The following is a 23,861-nucleotide window of genomic DNA, read 5'->3' on the forward strand; positions in this document are numbered from 1 at the left end:
ACCCTCGACGCAGGCATTCAGCTCTCGACTACCAAGCCCCGAACGATGTCCACTACAGTTACCGGCAGCACGACAACGCGGCCTGAATTTAACCATCTCCAGTGTCCGAAATCCCCGCGGCAGATCACAACTCCGCCGTTCCGGGCTCGACGCCCACTACCGCTCCGAACCGTGCCCCTTGCAGGTCACCGATGTACTGTGGGTTGACTTGAAACGGGATCGTCGTGGGTGCCGCGGAGGCTGGGGCCACCGAAACGAGCAGCGGGCTCGCCAATGCCAAAGCAGCAACGACTGAGGTCTGGATGGCGCGTTTTCCTATCATGCTTACGCATTGTATGGGCGCGTCATCGACGCCTGTGGACATTTCTATGGGCCCGACCGCGCGCGGCCAATGGCACCGTCGCTCACAGATCCTGTTGTCTTTCAGCAGATCGTTCGGACGACCCGGCGGCCATCAGGCGCTGTCAGGATGCGCAGCAACGCATTTTGGGCGAATGGTGCTGCTGAAATCACCTGCGCGGCGCGATCGGAGTGTTTGTTCACATTGTCGCTGATCAAAGCGATTCGTCCGGGGTCGAACGGCGTGCGATACCAATGTGGTCGTGGTCCTGGTCGCATAGGATCCGCTTCTATGACGACACAAGCGGACCGGAATCACGAACTGATCAAAGGCGCGTTGCTCGCGGGGTTCATCTCGGGATTCATCTGGATGGCGATCACCGTGCTGGTGGGGAGCTTCTCCAAAGGTGCCATCGTCGGTGGTGGATTAGGCTTCCTGGTGGGCACTGCCCTGGTCACGGCCATCATCACCAAGCTTCTACGAGGCCGAGCCCGACCCTGACGCCGACCGCGCTCGCGTGGAGCATCGCACGTACCCGTTTAGGTTTTCGTCCACCTGCGGCCCTTTGTCTCGGATTCTACGATCAAACATGGATTATTTAGAGCGCTATCAACCAGGACGCCGCGAGGCTGGTCAGCGGACTGCTTATGTCAGTTTCAGTTTCAGAAGAAGACTGATCGGACCGCCTGCTGCGGGTATCGAATACAGCTCGGATCCGTGGTGGCCACCACGACTGCTGGAAAACCATGGTGGTGCCGTCGGGAGAGAAGGCGGGATCGGCGTTCCAAAACTGATCTCGCAAAACGACAGTCGATCCCCCCAACCACCGGCACCGCGACGATGTAGCCGACGATAACGAACACCACGCCGGCGCGGTCGGGTGTGAAGACCGCACCGAATACGCTGTCTTGGCGGGACAGAAGCCGAACGTCACTGTCATCGAAGTTCATCACGCTGATCCCGTCGACACTGTTGAATGGGACCGTCGAACCGTCCGGTGAGAACACCGGCTAATAGCCCCCCCCTCGTACAGTGTCCGCGACTACCCTAGCGCCAGGTCGACGGTCTCGAAGTATTGGCCCTTTAGCCGTCTGCGTCATCGAGCAACCGCCCGAGAAGTGACCGCGCATACTCGGGCTCCTCGACCAACAGGTTGCGACCTCCCGGATTCGCATGGGATTCGGTATTTCCAAATTCAAGCGAGTGGCTGTAGGTGCTCCGCCGACCATCGACACGCAAGGTAATGCCTGCCCACACAGTCATCGGCCGCCCACGCCGCTTAGCGGTCCGAACGCTTGCCCACACCACTTACAGCTGGCATCGACGTAGTGGTGTCCGTCTTCACGTTCGCACTCGTCCACTGCGCATCCGCTGCCGCAGGAGAGCATCTGGCCACACCGGCACCGCTCACCGTCACAGCCAGGATGGTGGAGCGCTCCCGGCGGTGCAGCACAGTCGTGACACTTGACTCTCCCATTGGGTATTCGACTGGGCCGCCATGAGCAACCCACCGAATCGAGCATTTCCACCTCGCACGCCATGCACATCGCCATGCCTTGCAGAGTCGCACAGAGCACCGACATCAATGGTTGGGACTGGACCGAGCTTCGGGCGACTATCGGGCAGTCCAGAGCGCAAATTGCGTAACCCTATATGCCTGGGATCGCCATAGACGTCTCGAACATGCCTTCAAAGGCCGCGTTCGGACTAGTTTCGACAACGTCGTCATGCACACGAAAAAGACGGTCCCGAATCTCTCCGGAACCGCCTCTGACCTGGATTTCTGTGTCGGGCTGACAGGAATTGAACCTGCGACCCCTTGACCCCCAGCTAGATGCGATGGCTTCCTATGGGTCCACCTGGAACCACTACTGCAGCCCCACCAGCGCGAACGGTCCATCCGCGGCCACAGCAATCCAGGTACATCCGGAACGACTTGTGACACCCTCGTGACACTTCCGAACGACGAAATCGGCGCACTTGACCGCACCGAGTGTCACGCCTTCCAATGCGGCGAGTGTGCGTGCATGTCACCGACCGCGGCCGTGCCGTCCACCCAGCGCCTCGTCAGTCCATATGGATCCAAGCAACCGACAGAAATTCTGGCTAACAGCCAGCAACCCTGAACGCAATACCCGCGAAAGCCACTGCACCACTCGGTCAGACTCAAGTGCGCGCATACAAGGCGAAACTGCTGATTTACTATGAAACGCGCATCCACTGCCGTCCCCACGCGTCCAGAATCAGCACTCAACCGTCATCACGGCCCTTGTCGCCGCCGAACCTGCGTCGGCCTGGATTAGTCGGTTGATGTCGAGGAGCGTGACATCGGGGTCTGCGTGTTAGAAACCGGATTCGTCGGCCCGACCGGTGCCCTTCAGGCGGTGTCGATCGTGCTGCCGACTGCACGGTTCCGTGAGAAGTTCGAGCGAGCGGTCGACGCTTTGCGGCGCGTCAATCCGCGCATCGGGTCCGCTTCCGGAATCACACGCTGAACGGACGCATCGGCCGCCGACGTACGACCCGCCCAGACCAACCCGAGGACGGCGACGACACACACCGCGGCCGACGACGCGAACACCGACAGCAGCTCGTGCGCACCGCCTGCCGCGATCGCGGTGCCGCCCAACACAGGACCGGCGAATGCGCCGATGAACGACGTTCCGTTGGACCATCCGAGCGCGGTCGCGCGGACGGAGAGCGGAAAGATGTCTGCGGTCGTCGTGTGCACGAGGTTCATGGTCGAGTGTCCGCCGAGTCCCGTCAGCGCGACGCAAGCAATGGTTCCTGGCAGAGACAGCGGCAGCACGAGAATTCCCACGAGACCTACGAAGGTGCAGCTGCTCGTCGCTACCGCCACGATGGACGATCCGCGGCGATCTGCGGCCCACGCCGCAACGAACGACCCTGCGACAGCAGCGCCGGTGAGGGTGAAGGTCAGTAACAGCGCCACGCGCAGTGAGTAGCCGAGATCGACCATTGCCTGCGTTGCCCACACGTTGAGACCCTGCCAGGCAACCATGTTCGCGATAGCGCAGGCAGCGATGACGAGCGTGGCTACGAGCCCGCGTCCGACGAACATGACCCGCAACTTCCGGCCGGTCGACCACAGACGCCCGGCGATCTCCTGCGGCGTGTCGGTAGGAATTGTCATGAGCGCGACAGCAACCATGATGGCCAGGGCCGTACTCGCGCCGACGAAGAACATCGGCCGCCACCCGAACGCGGGCAGGATGGGGATGGCCAGAAGCGACGCCACGACACCGCCGAGGGGAATGCCCGCCATCGTGATCGTCACGACGAGCGAGGCACGTCGGGCCGAGGAACTGTTGCGGGCCGCGGTCATCGCGGTGGTCAACGAACCGCCGATGCCGATTCCCGTGACGAAACGCGCCGCCGCGAGCATGGGAACGCTGATCGCCGATCCGGTCAGCACCGCCCCGGCGGCGAACAGTGCGATTGCGAACAGCAGCACGCGTTTTCGTCCCAGTCTGTCGGCGGCCCACGGCGCGGCCACCGACCCCACTATCGCACCGATGTACACCAGGCCGCCGATCAATCCAGTGGTCTGGTCGGTGAGACCGAGTGCGGTGTCGTCGAGCAGAAGGGGAATCACGGATCCGTAGACGATGAGGTTGAAGCCTTCGATGACGGTGATGAACATGCACAGCACGATCACCCAGGGATGAGAACGGGTTTCGGCATCTGTCCCGATCGGCGAGGGCGAGGTGTTGGGCTGCATTAGAGGTTCTCCTGGTTCGGTCGTACTTCGAGCGCGGACCGGCACTGCTGCGTCGGTGCGGTCGCTGTCCTGGTGACGGTTTGCTCCGATTCACGTTCAAACTTGAGTCGACGACCGGGTTCGGTGCACATGTACTTCCCGGTCAACCAAGATGAGACCTCGCGCATTACGGGAATACCACCCGAAACATTCGGGTATTTGATTTTCCGTCGTGATTGCCGTCACTGTCAACCCCTAGGCTCGGGGGCGTGTCATATTTGGCGCGTCGAGCTGCGTTCGGCGAGGACTACCTCGCGGCGGTCCTCGCCGCCAAATCCAATGCCCGCGCCGAGTCCGGCGCGCGGTTGCGCATCAGAGGCGCCGGGTTCCCGGCGATCAAAACGGTCACCGACTTCGACTTCATAGCCCAACCCGGTGTCGACCGCGGGCAGATCGCCCGACTCGAAGCCGGTGGGTGGCTCGCCGAAGCCCGCAACGTGGTCCTCCTCGGGCCGGCACAGGCAAAACTCACCCCGCGACTTCGCTCGGTGTCGCGGCCGCGCACGCCGGGCACCGGGTGGCGTTCGCGTAGGCGACTGCACGAAGATGGTAGGCATTGGGAAATGAGACGGTGCCGTTCTCATTGGGCCTTGAGCAAAGATGGTTACGAGGTCGCTGTCATCACAGACGTGGAGACTCTCTGGACCCCGCCCACCGTGATCACCCGACGCTCAAACTTGATGGAGCTGCGATTGCCGGTCAACGAGCTATCTTCATCGGCGGAATCCACGATCCGATTCTCGTCGTCAACTCGATAGTTTGCTGAACGATGCCGAAAGCCGTCGCGGCCTGCTGTATCCCGAACTCGCGTCCGGTATCGCGCGATTGGACTTCGCCATCCACAGACGGAATGCCGTAATGGGTCCGCTCGAACCTTCCGGATTTCTACTGATCAGGGGCGGGTGCAGATCGCAGATCCGTAAGCGACTGCGAGTGGACTGACAACCGAGCCGGCGCGGCCCGCCGCTATTGCGCTAAAACACCCGTACGTTTAGGGTGTTTAAAAGTGACTTGGTTCACTTCAGGCAATCGCCGAGACGAGTTGAGAGGACGTACTTTCGTGGAGAATTCTCCTGTCCAGCCGGGTGCGACAGTAGGCGCACACTTGGACCAATATGAGGTCACTCTGCCGAAAGCGGCTCACTCCGTGGTCATCTCGTTGGATGCCGTGTCCAGCGGGAAGCGCCGCAACGATGTACGGGTGCGTATGGAAGAGCCCTGGGCGCGTCCGGAGTGGGAATTGGCCAGCGATGAACCGTCGGCAATCGGCGGTGAAGAAACAGCACCGATGCCGCTCAGCATCTTCGCGACCGGAGTAGCAACGTGCTTCATGACCCAAGTCAGAAACTTCGCCCGGCAGCGGGGGGTTCATGTGAACAGTCTGAGCGTTGCGGGTTCTTTCGAATGGAAGTTCATCCCGGGACCGAGTCCGCGCGAGCCGTATACGGCGAAGTCAGGATCGGTTTGTTTGGATATCGAAATCGACTCGCCCTCACCGATGACAGACCAGCAGGCACTCATCGCAGCGGCTTCCCGTGGTTGCTTTGCAGAAGCCATGCTCAACGTTCCTGTAAACCACCGGCTGAAGTCAGGCGACGACTGGATCTCATGCGACGCCGAATGAAGTGCACCGCACCTCATTCGGAAAACTTGGTCAGCGACGCTGCGAGATCAGAGTGCGAGCGTATTGGCTCAGCGACGAGCCGGTTCCCTGGTTCACAGGTTCGAAAGCTCGGTGCGTAGGCGCGTCCGGGCTCGGTGCAACCGAGTCCTCATTGCCACGGTGGAAATGTTCAACGGTCGAGCCGTGGCAGACCCGGTGAACCCGTAAACGTCACGCAGCACGAAGACCTCTTGAAACTCGCGAGGGAGGTTACCGACCGCTTCCCATCAGCCCTCGATACGTGGGCCTGCCCGGCAAGATCGCCCGGCCCGCAATCGGATCGGTCCTTGTTCACAATCGAAGGAGAAACCCATTGACGACTTCACGCATGGCCGAGTTTCGAGATGGGTGGTCGACTTTGACCGCAGCTGCCATTGGGGTGGGAACAGGCGTGACCGGCCTCGCCGTCTACTCGACTGGACTGTTTGCCGGTGATCTGGGGCGTGAAATCGGACTCACCCCTGGCGATTACGGGCTATCCATCACCCTTCTGTCGCTGGGGATGGTGCTCGCGGCACCGGTGGTGGGCTTCGTCGTCGACCGCGTCGGAGTCAAGGTGCCCACGATCACGGGAGCGTTGTTTCTCGCGCTGACCTTTGTGGCGTTGGGGACCATTGTTCATTCTGTTCCTGCCTACATGGCGGCCATGGCGTCGATGGGTTTCTTCGGGGCTGGATCCGGACCGATCGCGTTCAGCCGCGCCGTGAGCAGTTGGTTCGATCGGTCCCGCGGGTTAGCGCTCGGTATCACCATGATGGGTGGCGGTCTCGCAGGCACCATCATTCCGATAACTATCGGCAAAGTGATCGAGCTTTACGGCTGGCAACGCGGATATCTCACGTTGGCGTGTGTAGCACTGGTGGGAGTCGTCACGTCCCTGCTGTTCCTCAGAACTAGATCGCGCTCGGCCGAGGGCTTGGTATCTGGTGCCGCCGCCCAACCGGCCCTCACCGGTAGAGATTTTTCGAGCATTCGACGTGACCCTCTGTACTGGCGATTGATCCTCACCTTCGCGCTACTGGCCATGACTGTGACCGGACTCGTCGCCTATCTGATCCCCATGCTCAGGCACTACGGAATGGGTGCGGGTCAAGCCGCGACCATGGCGTCACTGATGGGACTCGCCGGTGTGATCGGTCGACTGGGCGTGGGCTGGTTGATCGACATTCTCCGGCCAACGGCCGTCGCGGCAGGACTGCTGCTGATCTTCACCGCGAGCGTCGTGCTCTTCGCCGTCGGCGGGGTCGGGTACGCGCCGGTCTTGGCCATAGCACTCGGTTGCCTACTCGGCGGTGAACTGGACATGGTTGCATACTTCACATCTCGATACTTCGGGCTCGCAGCGTACGGCAAAGCGTTCGCCGGGCCCTATATGGCCTTTGTTCTCGGTGGAGCGATCGCACCGTTCGGCGTCGGCGTCGTGGTGGACCGAACAGGCACATACACCGTCGCTCTCTACGGAATCGCTGCACTGGCCGTCGTCTCCGCGATCACGTTCATGTTCATGCCGTCGCCACGAGGACCGCGAGCATTCGACTCGCCTGAGAATGCGATCTCGCGTCCGGCCCTTCCGGCGCACAACTAGTTACGTGTTATCAAGGCGGTGTTGCCGCGCAGAACGATCCGACTGCAAGGAAAGTGCTGTACATCGATGACCCGAGCTGAGGTAGTAGACACATCGCGTGCGCCTTGACGCGCGAGCCCTAGGCGAACGGCGCCTCGGTCCCGAGTTCGCAGCACCATCGATCACGACTGAAAGAGTATGAGCATGATGACTGATATCGACACTGCCGAAGTCGCAACAGACAGTCAGCGCATTCGTGCCCGCGAAATCCTGTCATTCGTTACAGAACTGCAGCCATGGTTGCGTGAGAACCAGTCGCTCGCGGAGTCGCAACGCAGAATTCCTCAGGAGACCATCGATCGCCTCGACGAGGGCGGAGTGTTCAGTGTTACTACGCCGAACCGCTTCGGCGGAGCCGACTTCACCACCCGTGAGGTCCACGACATCTACCGAACGCTCGGTGCCGGTTGTGGGGCGAGCGCCTGGGTCGTGTGGGCAACCGCAGGTGGCAACCTCTGGAGCTTCGCCTTTGATGACGATGTGGTGGCCCCGGTGTACAACTCACCCTGGGTTGGAAACCGGACGTTCGCGGTCGGCGGTACGAGCCGGCGCATGTCCGGTACCGCTCGACAGGTCGATGGAGGCTGGATGATCACAGGGGTGTGGCCCTTCGCGACGGGGAGCATTCACGCATCGCACGGCTATCTCGCCGTATTCTACGATGACACGGACGACTCGAAAGTCGCTATGACCCTCGTCCCGAAGAACTCTCTGGTGTGCAGAGATGATTGGGACGCAATGGGAATGGCTGCAACCGGCAGCCAGACCGTTGCCACCGACGGAGAGTTGTTCGTGCCGGACGAACGATTCAGCACCCCGGCAGTGCTTGCCTCGCGAATCGACGAACTCACCGAGAAAGGCAAAGGACCACGCCGCGGCGGCCTCCCCCGCTCGCTCGTGACGAGCACCGGCATTGCCCTCGGGATGGCCGACCACGCCTTGGATGTATTTCTCACCGGAGTCGACAAGCGCAGCATCCCCTATTCCCCGTACGCGCACCAAATCGACGCTCCGATGACCTACCACACCGTTGGTCGTGCACACACCGCAATTCGAGCAGCAGGACGAGTGGCCGACGCAGCAGTAGCGCAGTTGGACCGGTATCAAGCCGACGATACGGAACCGGCCGAGCACGAAATCACCCAGCTGCACACCGATGTGGCTTACATCTGGCACACCTGCTCGACCGCGATCGAGACATTGCTGCACGCATCCGGCGCCTCGGCGATCAGCAAGCGACTTCCACTTCAGCTGATCGCACGTAACTGTCGCGCCGGGAGCCTGCACGCAGCGAACAATCTCGACACCTGGATGGAAAACATCGGCCGCGAACTATGCGGAGTCCCGGCCGGTCCTACCTCCACCAGCGTCCTGGAGCGTCGTTCCTGATCGTCCCTCCCATACGGCCGACGGGCACAAGCATGTACTGATTCAGTCACAGCTAGGCATTGTGCCGCTACCTTAATCGCCCATTTCGAGACCAGTAGAACCGACCGGTGACGCCGTACGTCGGGTGTCAAAGCGGTTGGTCAGTCTCGCCCGTGTGCTGTGCGAGCAGACCCAGGGTACGGGCGAGAAGAGCGTCGATGAGGTTCTCGACACCGTCGTACAGTCCGGGGACCTCGGTCAGCAGCGTGTGCGCGGTACGGCGGGCCCGAATGCCGACCTCGCAATGGCCGGTATCGAGTTCTACCGAATCATGTTCCGGCACAGATGGTGCGGCGTCATGAGTGTCGTCGTTGAGCCCTCGGGGCCTCTGCCGAACGGGACTCCGGCGGGAACGGCATGTGTCTCCACCGGTCGATCGGTAGCGCCACCGGGCATGGCCGATCCGGCCACCCGGACATGTCCGAAAAGCATTGCTGCGCAGGTGATCGAGCACCAGCGTGGCCGAGGGATAGCGGTCGGCGAACCGCAACACCGTATCCCAGCATCGCCAAACGTCGGCGGGCCGAAATCCGGCCGGGTTATCTGCGGTAAGTCGCAGTCGATGGCTACCGCCGATCCAGCGGCTCTCGTCTTCGGCGATGGTGATGTCGGTGCGGTCCAGGGCTGCGATCGCGCGGTACGACAACCCGGCCGCTGCCAGCATCAACAGGACCGTGCGCGGAGTCCGAACAACTCCTCCACCGACCCCGTCGTCGGCAGACCGGCCGCGGCAGCGGCCAACCGTCGGGCACGCCCGCGCCGACGCTCGACCCGAACGGAATCGAGGGCGACGCGCAATGAGGTGACGCGGCCGGGCTCCGGGTGGCCGGCATCGGTGTGGGCGCGGTTACCGCCGAGATCCGGCGGATCTGGACCCGATCCCCGGCAGGATTGTCACCGAGGAACTCGGCAAGGGTCACCGGCGATGCAGGCAGCGGGGTCAGATCGGCGGCGAGGCACCAGTCGGTGAACAGTGCCACTCGTACCGGTACGTACTGCTCACGAGGTGGCCGCCGCGTACTGCAGGTGCCCTCGGTATCGGGTGACACCGACATCGCCGGGTACTGCTCAGCACACTGTCTGCGTGGCGGTCGGATGTCTTGTAGTGGACTTGCTTTCGGTGACCCGCGCACACGAGGCAGAAAAACGTCAGCCGCTGCATCGACGACGCTCGTGCGTTCCAGAGTTCGCGGGTAGACCGCATACGGGTGCAACAGCGATGGCGAGTGTCTGCTCTACTGTCGCTGTGAGCGATTCGAGAGATGTCACTACGCCTGAGTGCGGAGTCGGTGACACCGTACAACTGCGGGTGGGCCGCGGGGTCGTCGTAACGGGGACCGTCGTCGAAGACTTCGGTGACTTCCTGGTGCCTGCCGACAAGCTCGGACGGGATTGGGCAGCGCCGCACCGATGGGCAGTCGCCGTCGAGGGCGGCACGCTAGTGTTCGCCGATGACGACGACATCCTCGCTGTCACCGAACAGGCCTGCCCTCGTTGGCAACGAACGCTCGTCGAGGGTGGCGCCGAACTCATTGGCGCTCCCCCGCGGTTCTGGGTCGCCGATCCGACACCCCGAGTGTGCACCACGCACCCGACGTCGCATCGGTGAATTCGGTTCGGCCGAACCTCCTCGACGAACCAAACACGCGGATCGCACTCGACGCAGTCCGCGCGCTGTCGTTGTTCGTTGTTGTTGCTGCAGCATCCAGCAGTCGCGATTCGGCGGTCCTCACGGCCGCTACCGCTGCAGTCGTTCTTACTTCCCGCTACCGGCGGCGGTCACGGCACCGTCCGTGATGGTCGGCAGCACCGCTCCCCGGCAGTCGGCGTGCATCCAACACAACCCGCAAGTCGACAGTTACCGCACCGTCAAGAAAGGTGGCCCGTGTGACTGATGTGTGGGGTCATTGGCGACCTGGTAGCGACGGTCGGTGCCCTCCGAGATTGAGCATCGCCAAGGAGATGAGCGCTTCGGGGCGGACGAAGCCGAATGCGATGCGAGTGAGGAGTCGGATCTTGGTGTTCATGGATTCGACGAGTCCGTTGGACAGGCCGTGTTCGATTGCGGCAAGGATTTGTTCGCGGTGTGCGGTGACACGGCGTTGCAGGGTGACGAACGATTCGATGCGGCTGCGTCGTGCCCACTGGATCCAGCGTTCGAGTGCATCGGCGGCCTGGTCGACCGGGAGCTTGAAGACCATTCTTAAGCCTGCTTTGAGCTGGTAAGCGCGGTAGAGACGCGGATTGGTGGCTGCGATCCAGCGCAGCTTCACGCGTTGACGGCCCGTGAGGTTTTCTGGGTTTTTCCACAGCGCATAGCGGGAACGAAACAGTGCCCGGGCAGGCCCTGTGGACACGGTCGAGCGTCGTCCATTGATCCAGCCGTGCAATCGAGTGTTCCCGCGGCGCGCATTGGACCATGCCTGACGGCGTACGGTATCGAGTGCCTCGGTAGCCCAACCGACGACGTGAAAGGGGTCGGCACAGCGGATCGCGGCGGGGACATCGGTCGCGGACCACATCGGAGATCCACAAGGCCACGTCAGCGGTGACATGAGTAACGCGGGCGCACCTTCCCGCACCCGAGGACTCGAGTGCGTCGAAGATAGCGGACGGTCGCGCGGTCTCGGCCCGGATGGACCCACACCAGGCGTCCGGTGTCGTGGTCGACGACAACGGTCAGGTACTTGTGACCGCGTTTGCACGAGATCTCGTCGACCCCGATTCTTGGCAGGTCGGCCAGCGGATCGATACCGGCGGCGGTGTCGGCCCACACCCGAGCGATGATCGATCCGACTGTGCGCCAAGCGATCCGCATCAATTCGGTGATTGCCTTCTTGGAGCACTGGGTGGCCAGCCACGCGACCTGCTGATCGAAAGCGCGGGTATGCCCGGCACCGTGGCGGGCCCAGGGGACTTGGCGCACCGTCGGCATCGTTTTACCGTTCCCGACGCGCATAGCCTCGACGCCGGAGTTTGTCCTGGATCTTGAAACTGTTCAGTAGACCGGGTGCTGACGGTGCGCGCACCCGGTCACGCGTGTCGTCGGGCGGGTGTCATTCAGAGCGACGGCTGATCAGGCTGGGTTGAGGATCATGGTCGGATCGGTGCGGTGCAGGGCATCGATGGCTGCGTCGCGATCTCGAAGTTCAAGGGCGGCGACGAGGTCCTCCATTACCTGGGCCAGCCCGTCGAGGTGGACTCGGGACTCTCTCGCCTCTAATACCGCACGGAGGTAGGACGTTCCGACGTCCATGATGCTGAGGTAGAGAGTATCGAGGAGCTGACTCTTGCCGATTCCGGCGACGTACTGGTGTAGTGCCCAGCACGCCCAAATGAAGTCCGACACCGCCAGGGAATTGCGGGCTCGGCGTACTTCCCACAGTCGTTCGGCAAGAACGTCCTGGTCGTCCAGCGTCATCTGCCGCAACACCTCGTCCACCAGCAAAGGCGCGATGGCGTCGCGAATCTGTACGGCCTCGGCGAACGCATAACTGTCGTCTGCGGCGGCTCTGAACCATCCGTTCATCCGGGACAGCGGCGAAGGATCGCAGGCGAAGATGCCACCACCGGGCCCCGGCCGTGAGGTGATGACTCCGCGAGCCTGCGCAAGCTTGATCGCCTCGTTCATCGTCCCCACCGAGAATCCGCAGAGCTTCCGCAAGTCGTCTTTGCTGCCGATGCGCTCACCGGCCTGCGCGGTGGCCGCCAATCGTGCGATCTGGCCGGCTGCGGTCTCCGCTCGGGAACCGCCGATTGTCACCCGAGTCGGCATCTCTGCTGGTGGAAGCCACAAATCCCGCGAGGCCGCCGGTCCCTCCAACTCTTCGGTCTCGTCCGCCCCTGGTGTGTCGTTGGTGTGGTTCTCGCTCATCGTTCCCCTTCCGGACCTGAGATTCAGTAGGCACTGACGCTTGACAAGTGACGGCTTTCACATCACTCTATCAATTAATCATGATTTATTCGCAGTTCACGGTGCGCACCATGAACCGCGGCGCCGGAAACAGATCTCCGAACAAAGGATTCACCATGACTCTCCTCGACACCGCCGCTCCCTCGACGACACCGGAAACCGAACAACACCGTCTTGTCGCCGCAGCCCGCGACCTCGGACCTCTCCTGCTCTCGAACGCAGCACAAGCCGAAACAGATCGCCGGGTACCGCAAGCCAACATCGACGCACTACGTGACGCCGGACTGTTCGACATCACCAAACCAGCCAGGTTCGGTGGGTCGCAGGAGGGCTTTCGAACCTTCCTCGAAGTAGTACTCGAGCTCGGGCGGTGCTGCGGTTCCACAGCCTGGGTCGCCACGCTGAGCAACGTGACCTCGTACACCCTCGGTTTCTTCCCCGAAGCGGTGCAACAGGAGGTCCTGGGAGCAGATCCGCACATCGCCACCTGCGGTGTGGTCACACCCACCGCCACCTCGGTCCGCGCCGAGGGCGGGTACACAGTCACCGGCCGGTGGGGATTCGCCTCCGCCTCGAGCCACGCCAGTTGGGCCAATGTCGGAATACCGATCACCACCGAGTCCGGCGAGGCTCTGGGCCCGGGAATGGCCCTGATTCCCATGTCGGATCTCACGATCGAGGACACCTGGTATGTCGCGGGTATGTCCGGCAGCGGGAGCAACACCCTCGTCGCCGACGAGGTGTTCGTCCCCGACTCCCATGTGCTGTCCGTCATCGACGCCATGCAAGGCATCACTCCCACGGAATTCCAGGACGAGAGGCTGTACCAGTCTGCACTCGTTCCCGTACTGGCTCTGGTGCTCGTGGGCCCGGTGCTCGGCATGGCAGAAGGAGCCTACGACACCGTCATGGCGACGCTGAAGAAGAACAAGCCCATTTCCTACTCGTTCTACGAGCGCTCGATCGACGCACCCTCCACCCAATTGGCTATGGCAGAGGCGCGATCTCTGATAGATCAGGCCGAGCTGCTCGCCTTCCGGAGCGCTGATGAAGTCGACGCCGCAGCAGCAGAAGGGCGACAGATGAGCGTCCTCGAACGAGCGCGATGCCGTATGGACGCAGCACACGCAGCTAAACGATGCCGCGAGGCCGTCGAACTGCTGCTCAACGTCGGCGGCGCAGGAAGCTTCGCGCAAGTCAACCCCCTGCAACGGATCTGGCGCGACCTCGAAACCGGTTCGCGTCACGCGTTCATCAGTTTGAACATCAACGAAGAGATCTACGGCCGCGCACTGCTCGGCATCGAGGAGCAGGTGTCCCCGTTCATCTAGTCGCGACGCCCGTAGTTCGACCCATCGGCAGGAGTTGTCATGACTTTGACATCAGATGTCCAGGCGCCCACGTTCGGCTTGGATCAGTACGACCTTTCTTTCCGCCTTGCCGCGGGGGCACCGATTGTGGTGTCCCGCTCGCATGACTCCGACTGCGTAATCGTGGTTGCTGCAGCAGAATCGGTGACGACGGCGACAGCCGCTTTCATGATTCGGCACTCGTCAGGATTTCTGCAGATCGCGCTGCCGCACACCTCGTGTCAGACGCTGGTACTTCCGCCGATGAATCCGTTCGACACCAGCAGGACACGAATGTGCGTCGGAGTCGATGCAATCACCGGCACCGGCACCGGAATCTCGGCCTCGGACCGCGCCACCACAGCCCGCGCACTCATGGCACCTACCGCTGCACCCGGCGATTTCACCCGACCTGGGCACCTGGTGCCCGTCGCCGTCGGACCCGATGACAGCTCGGCGCCCACAACTGCCGCCGCAACTGCTCTCGAACTGATCCTGCACGCGGGGCTTCGGCCCGGCGCCGTATTCGCCGAACTGGTCGCCGTATCGGACCCCACCCGCATGCTCGACCCCACCGAAAGTGTGGGCTTCGCCCGAAGCCACGGGTTACCGCTGATCATCGCCTGACCTCGCGGCCCGGCCGTCACCCAAGAACGGACCGTAGCCAGCCTCGTCGGCCAGATCCGCACGCTCCCCTCAATGTTCACTCGGCCACCCCCCTCGGTGACCTCGCAATCGAAAGAGTCAGGCATACATCATGGCCCTGCACACCCTCTCCAGAGTCACCATCGGGGTTCCCAACGTCGCCGAAACCGCAGCGTTCTACGACGACTTCGGGCTCACCCGCACCGCCGGAACCCGATCGGGCCGAACCGACTCGGTCACCTTCGCCACTGTCGATGGCGGTGAACAACTCGAACTGGTCCCCGTTCCCGGTCGGCGCCGACTCATCGGAATCGATGTCGGAGTCGACGACACTGACGACCTCGACCGCATCGCACACAACCTGCACACCCTCGGCCTGATGTCGACGCGGACCGACACCGATCTGTCCGTCACCGACCCGGGCACCGACGTTCTCGTGCGAGTCGTTGTGACAAGCCGAATCGTGCAGACCCCGTTCGTCGTTCCCGCCTACAACTCGCCCGGCAACATCGCCCGCGATGCAACCCGCGCGGACGGCATCGAACGCACCGGACGTGTGCGCCCCCGCAAACTCGGACACGTCGTCATCGGGTCCACCGATCAACCGGCGAGCGAGAGATTCTTCACCGAAGGCCTGGGATTCAAGGTCAGCGACCGCATCCCCGGACTGGCAGCGTTCATGCGGTGCTCGACCGACCACCACAATGTTCTGGTCCAGGCCGCCCCGGTGACGATGCTGCACCACAGCTCGTGGCAGGTCGACGACGTCGACGAGATCGGCCGCGGTGCCACCGCAATGCTGGAGAAGGACCCGGACCGTCACATCTGGGGTCTCGGCCGTCACCACGTCGGATCCAACTTCTTCTGGTACCTGAAAGACCCCGCAGGAAACTTCAGCGAGTACTACTCCGACCTCGACTGCATCGTCGACGACCAACTGTGGACGCCGCGGGACTGGGAAGGCGCACGCGCTCTGTTCAACTGGGGCCCTCCACCGCCGCCATCGTTCCTCGCACCCGAAGACCTTGCCGGCTTGATGGCCGGAACGCACGGCTGACCGCACCCCCGGCTCACGATCTGAGGAGAAACCCGACATGGATCCACACCTGTTCAAAGAGGCAATGGCACGAGTGACAGCACCGGTCGCCATCGTCACCGCAAACGACAACGGCACCCCGCACGGAACGACCGTGAGCTCTCTGGCGTCGCTGTCTCTGACACCGGCAATGATCACCATTGCTCTCGACGAAGCCTCGGCGCTCCTCGGCATCGTGCGCCGCACGGGCGAATTCGGGGTCAACGTGCTCGCCGCGGACCAGCACGACACAGCAACACGATTCGCCAGTCGTCGAGATGACCGCTTCGCTGATACAGCATGGGAATTCACGAACGGTGTGCCGCGCATCGCCGGCAGCAGTGCCTGGCTTCACTGCACGGTCACCGCTGAAATCCCCGGTGGCGACCACACCCTGATCCTCGGCCAGGTCCACACCTGCTCGAGCCTGGACAACACCCCACTGGTTTACAGCCGACGAACCTTGGGAATCCAAGCAGCCCTTCCCATGGTTGCGGCAGTCTCATGACCGAGCATTACAGGGCCGGTTCGCACCGCCCGGTTCCCGGCCTCACTCATGCACCAGCGTCGAGATCACGCATGAACGCCGACACCGACTCCGCCAACAACCTCCGCGCCCAGATCGTCGACAGGGAAGCGCATCGCACGGCGGCACTGGTAGCCGGCCGCCTGGAAGAAGTCGCCGACATCTACGACGACAGGCTGATCTACACCCATTCCAACGGATGGCGGGACGACAAACAGAGCCTTCTCACTCGATCGAGAGACGGGTTGCGCTACGAGTCGATCGAACACCGCCTGAACCAAGTCGACCTGGTCGGCGATGTTGCGGTCACCACCGGACACCTGCGCGCCGTCGTCAGAGTAGGCAACCGTCTGCACGACATCGACTCGTTGACCTCCACAGTCTGGTCCCGACGTGACTCGGCCCCGCTGTGGACGTTGCTGCTCTTCCACTCTTCGCCCAATCCGGAAAAGGACCCACCACAGTGACACTCACGACCGAACGGACCGCGCTGATCAACGTCCGGGTATTCGACGGACACCGATTGTCCGAACCCCGCACAGTCGTCCTCGACGGCCAGGTGATCGGCACCGATGCAACCGGTGCCCGGAGCGTCGACGCAGACGGAAAAGTGTTGTTACCCGGACTCATCGACGCCCACATTCACCTCCACGGGGTCGAGACCCTGGAACACTTGACTTCATGGGGAGTGACCACAGGCTTGGACATGGCCACCTGGCCTGCGAACCTCGTCGACTCGCTCCGCAGCGTCGACGGGTTGACCGACATCCGCAGCGCCGGGCTACCCGTGATCGGCCCCGCCGGCCCGCATTCGCATTTCGGGATGCCGCCCGAGGCTGTCGTATCCGACCCGAACGCAGCGGACAGCTTCGTTGCCGCCCGGATAGCCGAGGGCGTGGACTACATCAAGATCGTGCTCGAAGCGCCCGGCGCCGGCGGACCAGAACCGGCAGTCGCCCAAGCAACTGTCAACGCTGCGCATCGGTACAACAAAAAGGTTGTCGCACACGCCTCCTCGGTCGGCGCGTACGCCTTGGCCCTCGAGATCGGCGCCGATTTCATCACTCACGTTCCGAACGGTGATGCACTCGGGCCGGACATCGTGGCCACAATGCTCGCCCAGGCCAAGGTAGCTGTCCCCACCTTGACGATGATGCACGCGCTTGCAGACCACCGCGGAAACATTGATTCGTTTGCTGCAGCATCGCGCAGCGTCGGCGACCTACACCGGGCAGGTGTGCCGATTCTGGCCGGCACCGACGCCTCGGTGCCACCTGAGGGTTTGCCTCACCTCGTCGTGCATGGAGACAGCCTGCACCACGAGCTCGAACTACTAGTCGCCGCAGGCTTGTCCACCACCGACGCACTACAGGCGGCAACGGCACTGCCTGCCCACTACTTCGGTCTCACCGACCGAGGCGTCATCGAACCCGGCATGCGCGCAGACCTCGTCCTCATCGACGGCGACCCCATCGCCGACATCCGGGCCACCCGCAACATCACCCAGATCTGGTGCGCAGGAGTCGAACACACTCCCGCAACCCGCAACGATACCTCGCCCAGAACGAGCTGAAGGGACTACGATGCCACAATCACGGGGCCCGGACCAGAATGCGACACAGTCTGATCCAGCAGCAACTCTGCCCTATTCCTCCCGCTCCGACGAAGTAGCAGTGATCGCGGTCGTCCTCCAGGAGCGAGCCGGCCGCGACACCGCCCAGTGGGACCAGATGACAGCCGCACTGGCACCGGACGCGCACGTGAGCCTGAGCTGGTTCACCGGCACCGGACACGACTTCATCGACGCGTCGAAAGAGATGTACGACCGAGGTAGTCGCGGATTCCACATGATCGGGGCGCCCAGCGTCGAGATCGTCGGCACCAGAGCCCTGGCGCACGAAGGGGTCACCGTGTACGCACGCGGAACCCTCACAGGTGTCGAATTGGACATCGCTTCGCACGGTCGCCTGTACCAACGGCTCGTCAAAGCTGACGGGCGTTGGCGCATCACTGACTTGTCCATGCTGTATTACAAGGACGTCGTCTCCCCGGTGAACCCGGGAGCGAACATCGCTGCGCTTGCGGACGTCGACTTCCCGGTCGACCGCCCGTACAAATACCTCGCCGCACTCCTACGCGAAGCCGGCTACACCATCGGCCCCGACCTACCCGGCCCGGACCGCCCCCAACTCACCGCTCGATACCTCGCGGCCCATGACATTTGGCTCCATCGAATCCAGGGATAGGACCCCATGACCACCCACCCGCGATTACCCCTGCCCGCGTACATCAGTGTCGCAGTACTGGCCTTCATTGCAGTCTCCGCCGACGGCTACGACCTCGCGATATTCGGAGCCGCAATACCCGACCTGCTGGCCTACCCCACCTGGGATCTCACTCCCGCCCGCGTCGGAGTGATCGCCAGCACCGCCATCATCGGCATGTGCATCGGCTCGATCACAGCCGGACTACTCGCAGATCGGTACGGCGCACGCCGTCTCTTCCTCGCCTGCGTCACATGGTTCTCCGTTGCCATGATCCTGTGCGCCGCCGCACCGACCGCTGAACTGCTGGGCGTTGCGCGCTTTGTCGCCGGAATTGGCCTGGGAGGGCTCGGCCCGGCGGCCATCGCACTGACGATGAGCGTCGCACCAGAACATAGGCGCAACTTCATCAACGGTGTGATGCTCACCGGCTTGCCGATCGGAAGCATTGTTGCAGCGTTGAGTGCTCTGGCCTTTCTCGAAGGCGGTGGATGGCGTGCTGTGTTCCTCATCGGCGGCGTCATACCGTTGTTCACCGTCGTCCCGCTTGGAGTTATGAAGCTACGACAGTGGGCTCCCGACGGGGCACAGTCGGCGTCCGCATCGACCACACCGAGCACACGCGCATCGCTGCGGGCCCTGGTCGCAGGCGGCGGTGCGCGCGCCCTGGTCGCGTTTATCGTCGTCACCGCCTGTTGCCAGTTGCTGTCCTACGGCCTGCTCACCTGGCTCCCGCAGATCATGAAATCGTCGGGATATTCACTCGGCTCGTCGCTGGCGTTCCTGATCATCTTCAGCATCGGCGCCATGGCCGGGAGCACGACAGGATCCTGGATCGCCGACAAAGTCGGCGGCCGGGCAGTCGTCATCATCGGGTTCGCCATCGGTGCAGCCGCGATCTTCGGACTCTCGGTCCAGCTCCCCCAGCCACTCTTGTATGCGGCGCTGTTCTTCGCCGGAGCCGGATCAGTCGGCGTCCAACCAGTCGTATACGGTTTCGCCGCAACGTATTTCCCAGCCGAAGCACGTGGGAGCGCGCTCGGATTGATTGCAGGGCTGGGCCGTATCGGCGGCATCTTCGGCCCCATCCTCGGCGGCCTCCTCGCTGGACTGCCCGCCCTGACGAACTTCTCGGTCTTCGCCACAATCGCGCTGCTAGCGTCCCTGCTGAGCTGGGCGGTCCTGACTGGCACACCGGATCGCGTGAGCCGCCCGGTGCACTCCGACAACGTCGCCGCCGAGCTGTAAACACGCACCCCACGCTTGATCTCGCAATGCAGATCCGGACGCACCCGGCGGTTACTACGCCCCGGGAACGACGTCCGACGAACGCACCGAGCCCAGGACACATCACAAGGAAGACGAACATGAGAATCGCCAACATCGACGAACGGCTCACCCTCGCAGTCGGCAGCGGGTACGTGGACGTAGCCACAGCGAGCGACGGAAAATTCGGACCCGATCCGCAAGCAATCTACGACGACTGGGCTGCTTTCGTGGACTGGGCCGCCCACCTCGACATCGACGCCCAGTCGGTGAACGAAGTTGATGTCGACACTCGCTGGGGTCCCCCGGTCCCCCGGCCCCGACAGGTCTTCGCCATCGGGTTGAACTACCACGACCACGCCGCGGAGTCAGGTCTCGCCAGCCCCACCGTCCCGCCGGTCTTCACCAAGTTTCCTTCCAGTCTGACCGGCCACAACCAGTCAGTCGTATTGCCCGCCGACACCGTGGACTGGGAAGTCGAACTGGTCGCAGTGATCGGTACGCGCTGCGACTTCGTGTCCGAGGCGGACGCGTGGGACCACATCGCCGGCGTGACCGTAGGACAGGACCTTTCCGAGCGTCAGCTGCAGCTCACTGGACCTGCTCCCCAGTTCTCGCTCGGCAAGTCCTTCCGCGGTTTCGCCCCCACCGGCCCCGAACTGGTCACAGTCGACGAGTTACCCAACCGAGACGATCTCGAGATCGGCTGCGCCCTGAGCGAGACCGAAGTGCTACAACGGGGACGCACCTCCAACCTGATATTCACCATCCCCCAGCTGATTGCACACTTGTCTGTGGTATGCCCCCTGCTGCCCGGAGACCTCATTTTCACCGGAACACCCGCCGGTGTGGGCGGCGCGCGTAACCCGAAGAAATTCCTCCGCCCCGGCGAGGTGCTTACCAGCTGGATCGAAGGGGTCGGCACCCTCCGCAACCCCATGATCGCCCAACAGAAGTGATCTCGACACCCGTCACCAACCGACCGGTTCAAGGACAGTGATGAACGTTCAATCCACCTCGATCGATAGTGTCCCAGAACAGGTCTGGACACCACGGTCATCCGAAACCGCCTCGACAAGAATCGCCGAGTTCGCAGACTTCGTCTCAGCACGGACCGGCGTCACCTACCCGGAGTACCACGACCTGTGGTCGTTCTCTACACGCCATCTCGCCGAATTCTGGGCGGCGATATGGGACTACTTCGACATCATCGCCGACGACTACTACACCGACGTCGTGACCGACACTGCCATGCCCGGAGCGAACTGGTTCCCCGGCGTACGCCTGAACTACGCCGAACACGCACTGCGCGACCGTTCTGCCACTGGACCTGCGCTGATATCCGTCAACGAGAGCGGTACCACCACCGAGACCACGTGGGAACAGCTACGAGGACAGGTGGCCGCCTTCGCGCACTGGCTTCGCCATCAAGGCGTCACGGCAGGCGATCGCGTCGTCGGATACTTACCCAACTCCGTTCACGCCGTGGTGGCGTTCCTCGGCACCGCCAGCATCGGCGCCGTCTGGTCCGCATGTGGTCAGGACTACGGCGCGGCAGGCGCTACCTCTCGCTTCGCACAATTGGAACCGGTGGTCCTCGTCGCCGCAGACGGCTACCAGTGGAACGGCCGCACGCACGACCGCCGCGACGAAGTGGCCGAACTCAGACGCAACCTGCCGAGCGTCCGCGCGGTGGTGACCGTGCCAGCCCTCGGCTTATCCCCCGGCGGAGCTGATTACGTTCCCTGGGACGAGGTGACGACCGGGACCGCGGAACTGACGTTCACACGAGTGGACTTCGACTCCCCACTGTGGGTTCTGTTCTCCTCAGGCACCACCGGCCGACCCAAAGGCATAGTGCACGGACACGGCGGCGTCACCCTCGACCACCACAAACTCCTCGGCCTCCACTACAACCTGCGCGCCGAAGACCGGTACTTCTGGTACACCACACCCAACTGGATGATGTGGAACATGGTGGTGTCCGGGCTGCTCGTCGGCGCCACCATTGTCCTCTACGACGGAAGCCCGACCCATCCCGGCCCACAGCGATTGTGGGACATCGCCGCCGAACATCGCGTCAGCGTTCTCGGCGTCAGCCCCGGCTACCTACTCACCAGCGCCAAAACGGGACTCGAACCTGGCCGCGACCACGACCTACGTGCACTGAAGGTCATCGGTTGCACCGGAGCGCCGCTAGCCGCCCAGTCCTACCAGTGGGTTCACGACCACGTCGGCGACAGCATTCAGCTGGCGTCGACGAGCGGCGGCACCGACGTCGTCAGCGGTTTCGCCGGCAGCGCCCCGACCACAGCAGTCTGGGCCGGAGAGATCTCGGCGCCGCTGCTCGGGGTGGCATTGGCCGCATGGAACGACGACGGCGTCCCGGTCATCGACGAAGTCGGCGAACTCGTCATCACCGAGCCGATGCCGTCCATGCCGATCTACTTCTGGGATGACCCAGACGGCGCTCGCTACCACGACGCCTACTTCACTACTTACCCAGGAGTGTGGCGACACGGAGACTGGATCACCGTCACCTCACATGGCAGCGTGGTCATCTCGGGACGCTCCGACTCCACCCTCAACCGTCACGGTGTCCGGCTCGGCAGCGCCGATGTCTACGACGTCGTCGAGGACCTCCCCGAAATTCGCGAAGCCTTGGTCATCGGTGCGGAACTTTCAGACGGCAGCTACTGGATGCCGCTGTTTGTCATCCTCGAGCCCGGCAGCACCCTCGACGAGGTACTGCGTGGCCGCATCACCGCCGCGATCCGCACCCACGCCTCCCCTCGGCACGTTCCCGACGAGATCATCTCAGTCCCCGCAATCCCCCATACCCGTACCGGCAAGAAACTCGAAGTGCCTGTCAAACGCTTGCTTCAGGGGACTGCTTTGCACGAAATCGCCGGAACCGACACCATCGACGACCCCGCCGCACTGCAGTACTTCACTCGCTTCGGTACAACTCGAAAGGCACACATCTGATGTGCACAGAAAGCCCGACCCGCGAGCCCGTCGCCCGCGCGGCACTGACCGACGTGCACGCACACTTCGTCACCGACCACTATGTGAGGGCCGCCAGCCACGCCGGCCATGCACATCCCGATGGAATGCCGGCGTGGCCGACCTGGAACGCCGAGGAGCATCTCGCTCTCATGGACTCGGCGAATATCACCCGATCCATTCTCTCGATCTCCTCGCCGGGAGTGCATTTCGGAGACAATGCCACTGCCCGCGCGCTTGCGCGCGAAGTCAACGATTACGCCGCCGAACTCACCACCGCCCAACCGAACCGCTTCGGCCAGTTCGCCGCACTGCCACTTCCCGACGTCGACGGTGCGATCATCGAAGCAACCTACGCACTCGACGAACTCGGTGCGGACGGTGTGACCTTCCTGTCCAACGCCCACGGAATGTATCTCGGTAATCCTCGGCTGGAACCGCTGCTCGCAGAACTTGACCGCCGGCACGCGACTGTTTTCGTTCACCCGACCTCCCCACCGAACTGGGAAGCGGTTGCACTCGGGCGACCCAGGCCATTGATGGAGTTCCTCTTCGACACCGCCCGCACCGTCACCGGCCTAGTACTGTCGGACCACCTCGACCGCTTTCCTACGATCAACTGGATCTTCACGCACGGCGGCGGCGTCATCCCTCTCCTTGCCGACCGCATCGAGCTCTTTCAAACCGCCTTCGCCGGTGGACAACCGGGCGATATTGCGACGTTGTTGTCCAGGCTGGCGTATGACAGCGCCGGAACTCCCTTCCCCATCCAACTACCCACCCTGGCGCACATCGTGGGAACAAACCGAATTCTCTACGGCAGCGACTATTGCTTTACGCCCCCTGCTGCTGTGAAGGCGCAGATCGCCGCCATCGACATGGCACCAGCACCCTCGGACGAGGGAACATGGCGTCAGGTCATGGCCGACAACTCAGAACGACTTCTACCCAGCCACGTCTACCGCGGATTGGGCTAGCTCC

At 62.9% G+C, this 23,861-nt stretch carries 21 protein-coding genes and 2 pseudogenes; 17 read left to right on the forward strand and 6 right to left on the reverse strand.

Annotation, left to right across the window (positions count from 1 at the left end; all coding sequences use genetic code 11):
- Positions 1-124: 124 nt before the first annotated feature.
- Positions 125-322: a hypothetical protein gene (locus QMK17_RS24070; protein WP_283511817.1), complete on the reverse strand. Its 198-nt coding sequence runs from the start codon at positions 320-322 to the stop codon at positions 125-127.
- A gap of 309 nt (positions 323-631) precedes the next feature.
- Between QMK17_RS24070 and QMK17_RS24075 the strand changes: the two genes are divergently transcribed.
- Positions 632-841 carry a hypothetical protein gene (locus QMK17_RS24075; RefSeq protein ID WP_283511818.1) on the forward strand — a complete coding sequence of 70 codons (210 nt, stop codon included), beginning with the start codon at positions 632-634 and terminating at the stop codon, positions 839-841.
- 1,876 nt (positions 842-2,717) lie between these two features.
- Here the strand turns inward: QMK17_RS24075 and QMK17_RS24080 are convergent.
- Positions 2,718-4,082 carry an MFS transporter gene (locus QMK17_RS24080; protein WP_283511819.1) on the reverse strand — a complete coding sequence of 455 codons (1,365 nt, stop codon included), beginning with the start codon at positions 4,080-4,082 and terminating at the stop codon, positions 2,718-2,720.
- Positions 4,083-4,330: 248 nt separating this feature from the next.
- Between QMK17_RS24080 and QMK17_RS24085 the strand changes: the two genes are divergently transcribed.
- Complete coding sequence (locus tag QMK17_RS24085; RefSeq protein WP_283511820.1) at positions 4,331-4,879, forward strand: ATP-binding protein; 549 nt, start codon at positions 4,331-4,333, stop codon at positions 4,877-4,879.
- Positions 4,880-5,268: 389 nt separating this feature from the next.
- The gene (locus QMK17_RS24090; RefSeq protein WP_283511821.1) at positions 5,269-5,745 is read left to right on the forward strand and encodes an OsmC family protein; all 477 of its coding nucleotides are present in this window, start codon (positions 5,269-5,271) and stop codon (positions 5,743-5,745) included.
- 92 nt (positions 5,746-5,837) lie between these two features.
- Here QMK17_RS24090 and QMK17_RS26545 read toward each other — a convergent pair.
- Positions 5,838-5,996, reverse strand: a pseudogene (locus QMK17_RS26545) (sigma factor-like helix-turn-helix DNA-binding protein); the annotation flags it as partial.
- A gap of 101 nt (positions 5,997-6,097) precedes the next feature.
- On the opposite strand from QMK17_RS26545, the gene QMK17_RS24095 reads away from it, so the two are divergent.
- Together QMK17_RS24095 and QMK17_RS24100 are read left to right on the forward strand one after the other, a co-directional pair.
- Positions 6,098-7,369 carry an MFS transporter gene (locus QMK17_RS24095; protein ID WP_283511822.1) on the forward strand — a complete coding sequence of 424 codons (1,272 nt, stop codon included), beginning with the start codon at positions 6,098-6,100 and terminating at the stop codon, positions 7,367-7,369.
- Positions 7,370-7,552: 183 nt separating this feature from the next.
- Entirely contained in the window at positions 7,553-8,797 is a 1,245-nt protein-coding gene (locus QMK17_RS24100; protein ID WP_283511823.1) for an acyl-CoA dehydrogenase family protein, read from the forward strand.
- 127 nt (positions 8,798-8,924) lie between these two features.
- Here the strand turns inward: QMK17_RS24100 and QMK17_RS24105 are convergent, their stop codons facing one another.
- Positions 8,925-9,500, reverse strand: a complete 576-nt coding sequence (locus QMK17_RS24105) for a hypothetical protein (RefSeq protein WP_283511824.1) — start codon at positions 9,498-9,500, stop codon at positions 8,925-8,927.
- Between the two features lie 582 nt (positions 9,501-10,082).
- Here QMK17_RS24105 and QMK17_RS24110 point away from each other — a divergent pair.
- Positions 10,083-10,445 (forward strand): hypothetical protein, encoded by a 363-nt coding sequence (locus tag QMK17_RS24110; protein WP_283511825.1) that lies wholly within the window; start codon positions 10,083-10,085, stop codon positions 10,443-10,445.
- A 295-nt stretch (positions 10,446-10,740) separates the two neighbouring features.
- Here the strand turns inward: QMK17_RS24110 and QMK17_RS24115 are convergent.
- Together QMK17_RS24115 and QMK17_RS24120 are read right to left on the reverse strand one after the other, a co-directional pair.
- Positions 10,741-11,762, reverse strand: a pseudogene (locus tag QMK17_RS24115) (ISL3 family transposase); the annotation flags it as partial.
- Between the two features lie 150 nt (positions 11,763-11,912).
- On the reverse strand, positions 11,913-12,710 hold the full coding sequence (locus QMK17_RS24120; RefSeq protein ID WP_283511826.1) for a FadR/GntR family transcriptional regulator: 798 nt from the start codon (positions 12,708-12,710) through the stop codon (positions 11,913-11,915).
- Between the two features lie 80 nt (positions 12,711-12,790).
- Between QMK17_RS24120 and QMK17_RS24125 the strand changes: the two genes are divergently transcribed.
- The 11 genes from QMK17_RS24125 to QMK17_RS24175 all read left to right on the forward strand — a co-directional run bounded on the left by QMK17_RS24125 (position 12,791) and on the right by QMK17_RS24175 (position 23,857).
- Positions 12,791-14,080 carry an acyl-CoA dehydrogenase family protein gene (locus tag QMK17_RS24125; protein WP_283511827.1) on the forward strand — a complete coding sequence of 430 codons (1,290 nt, stop codon included), beginning with the start codon at positions 12,791-12,793 and terminating at the stop codon, positions 14,078-14,080.
- Positions 14,081-14,119: 39 nt separating this feature from the next.
- Positions 14,120-14,725: a 3,4-dihydroxy-2-butanone-4-phosphate synthase gene (locus tag QMK17_RS24130; RefSeq protein ID WP_283511828.1), complete on the forward strand. Its 606-nt coding sequence runs from the start codon at positions 14,120-14,122 to the stop codon at positions 14,723-14,725.
- Positions 14,726-14,855: 130 nt separating this feature from the next.
- On the forward strand, positions 14,856-15,800 hold the full coding sequence (locus QMK17_RS24135) for a VOC family protein (RefSeq protein ID WP_283511829.1): 945 nt from the start codon (positions 14,856-14,858) through the stop codon (positions 15,798-15,800).
- Between the two features lie 37 nt (positions 15,801-15,837).
- Positions 15,838-16,326 carry a flavin reductase family protein gene (locus QMK17_RS24140; protein WP_283511830.1) on the forward strand — a complete coding sequence of 163 codons (489 nt, stop codon included), beginning with the start codon at positions 15,838-15,840 and terminating at the stop codon, positions 16,324-16,326.
- Entirely contained in the window at positions 16,323-16,811 is a 489-nt protein-coding gene (locus tag QMK17_RS24145) for a nuclear transport factor 2 family protein (protein WP_283511831.1), read from the forward strand. The genes QMK17_RS24140 and QMK17_RS24145 overlap by 4 nt, the downstream gene beginning before the upstream one ends.
- A complete protein-coding gene (locus tag QMK17_RS24150) occupies positions 16,808-17,917 on the forward strand; it encodes an amidohydrolase family protein (RefSeq protein ID WP_283511832.1) in 1,110 nt (369 codons plus the stop codon). Before QMK17_RS24145 ends, QMK17_RS24150 begins: the two co-directional genes overlap by 4 nt.
- A 10-nt stretch (positions 17,918-17,927) precedes the next feature.
- Positions 17,928-18,590: a nuclear transport factor 2 family protein gene (locus tag QMK17_RS24155; RefSeq protein ID WP_283511833.1), complete on the forward strand. Its 663-nt coding sequence runs from the start codon at positions 17,928-17,930 to the stop codon at positions 18,588-18,590.
- 6 nt (positions 18,591-18,596) lie between these two features.
- Positions 18,597-19,856, forward strand: a complete 1,260-nt coding sequence (locus QMK17_RS24160) for an MFS transporter (protein WP_283511834.1) — start codon at positions 18,597-18,599, stop codon at positions 19,854-19,856.
- 119 nt (positions 19,857-19,975) lie between these two features.
- Positions 19,976-20,833, forward strand: a complete 858-nt coding sequence (locus QMK17_RS24165; RefSeq protein WP_283511835.1) for a fumarylacetoacetate hydrolase family protein — start codon at positions 19,976-19,978, stop codon at positions 20,831-20,833.
- Positions 20,834-20,873: 40 nt separating this feature from the next.
- Positions 20,874-22,862, forward strand: a complete 1,989-nt coding sequence (locus tag QMK17_RS24170) for an acetoacetate--CoA ligase (protein WP_283511836.1) — start codon at positions 20,874-20,876, stop codon at positions 22,860-22,862.
- Entirely contained in the window at positions 22,862-23,857 is a 996-nt protein-coding gene (locus QMK17_RS24175) for an amidohydrolase family protein (protein WP_283511837.1), read from the forward strand. Before QMK17_RS24170 ends, QMK17_RS24175 begins: the two co-directional genes overlap by 1 nt.
- The last annotated feature ends 4 nt before the right edge of the window (positions 23,858-23,861 follow it).

The organism is Rhodococcus sp. G-MC3, from assembly GCF_030063335.1.
Lineage (GTDB): Bacteria > Actinomycetota > Actinomycetes > Mycobacteriales > Mycobacteriaceae > Rhodococcoides.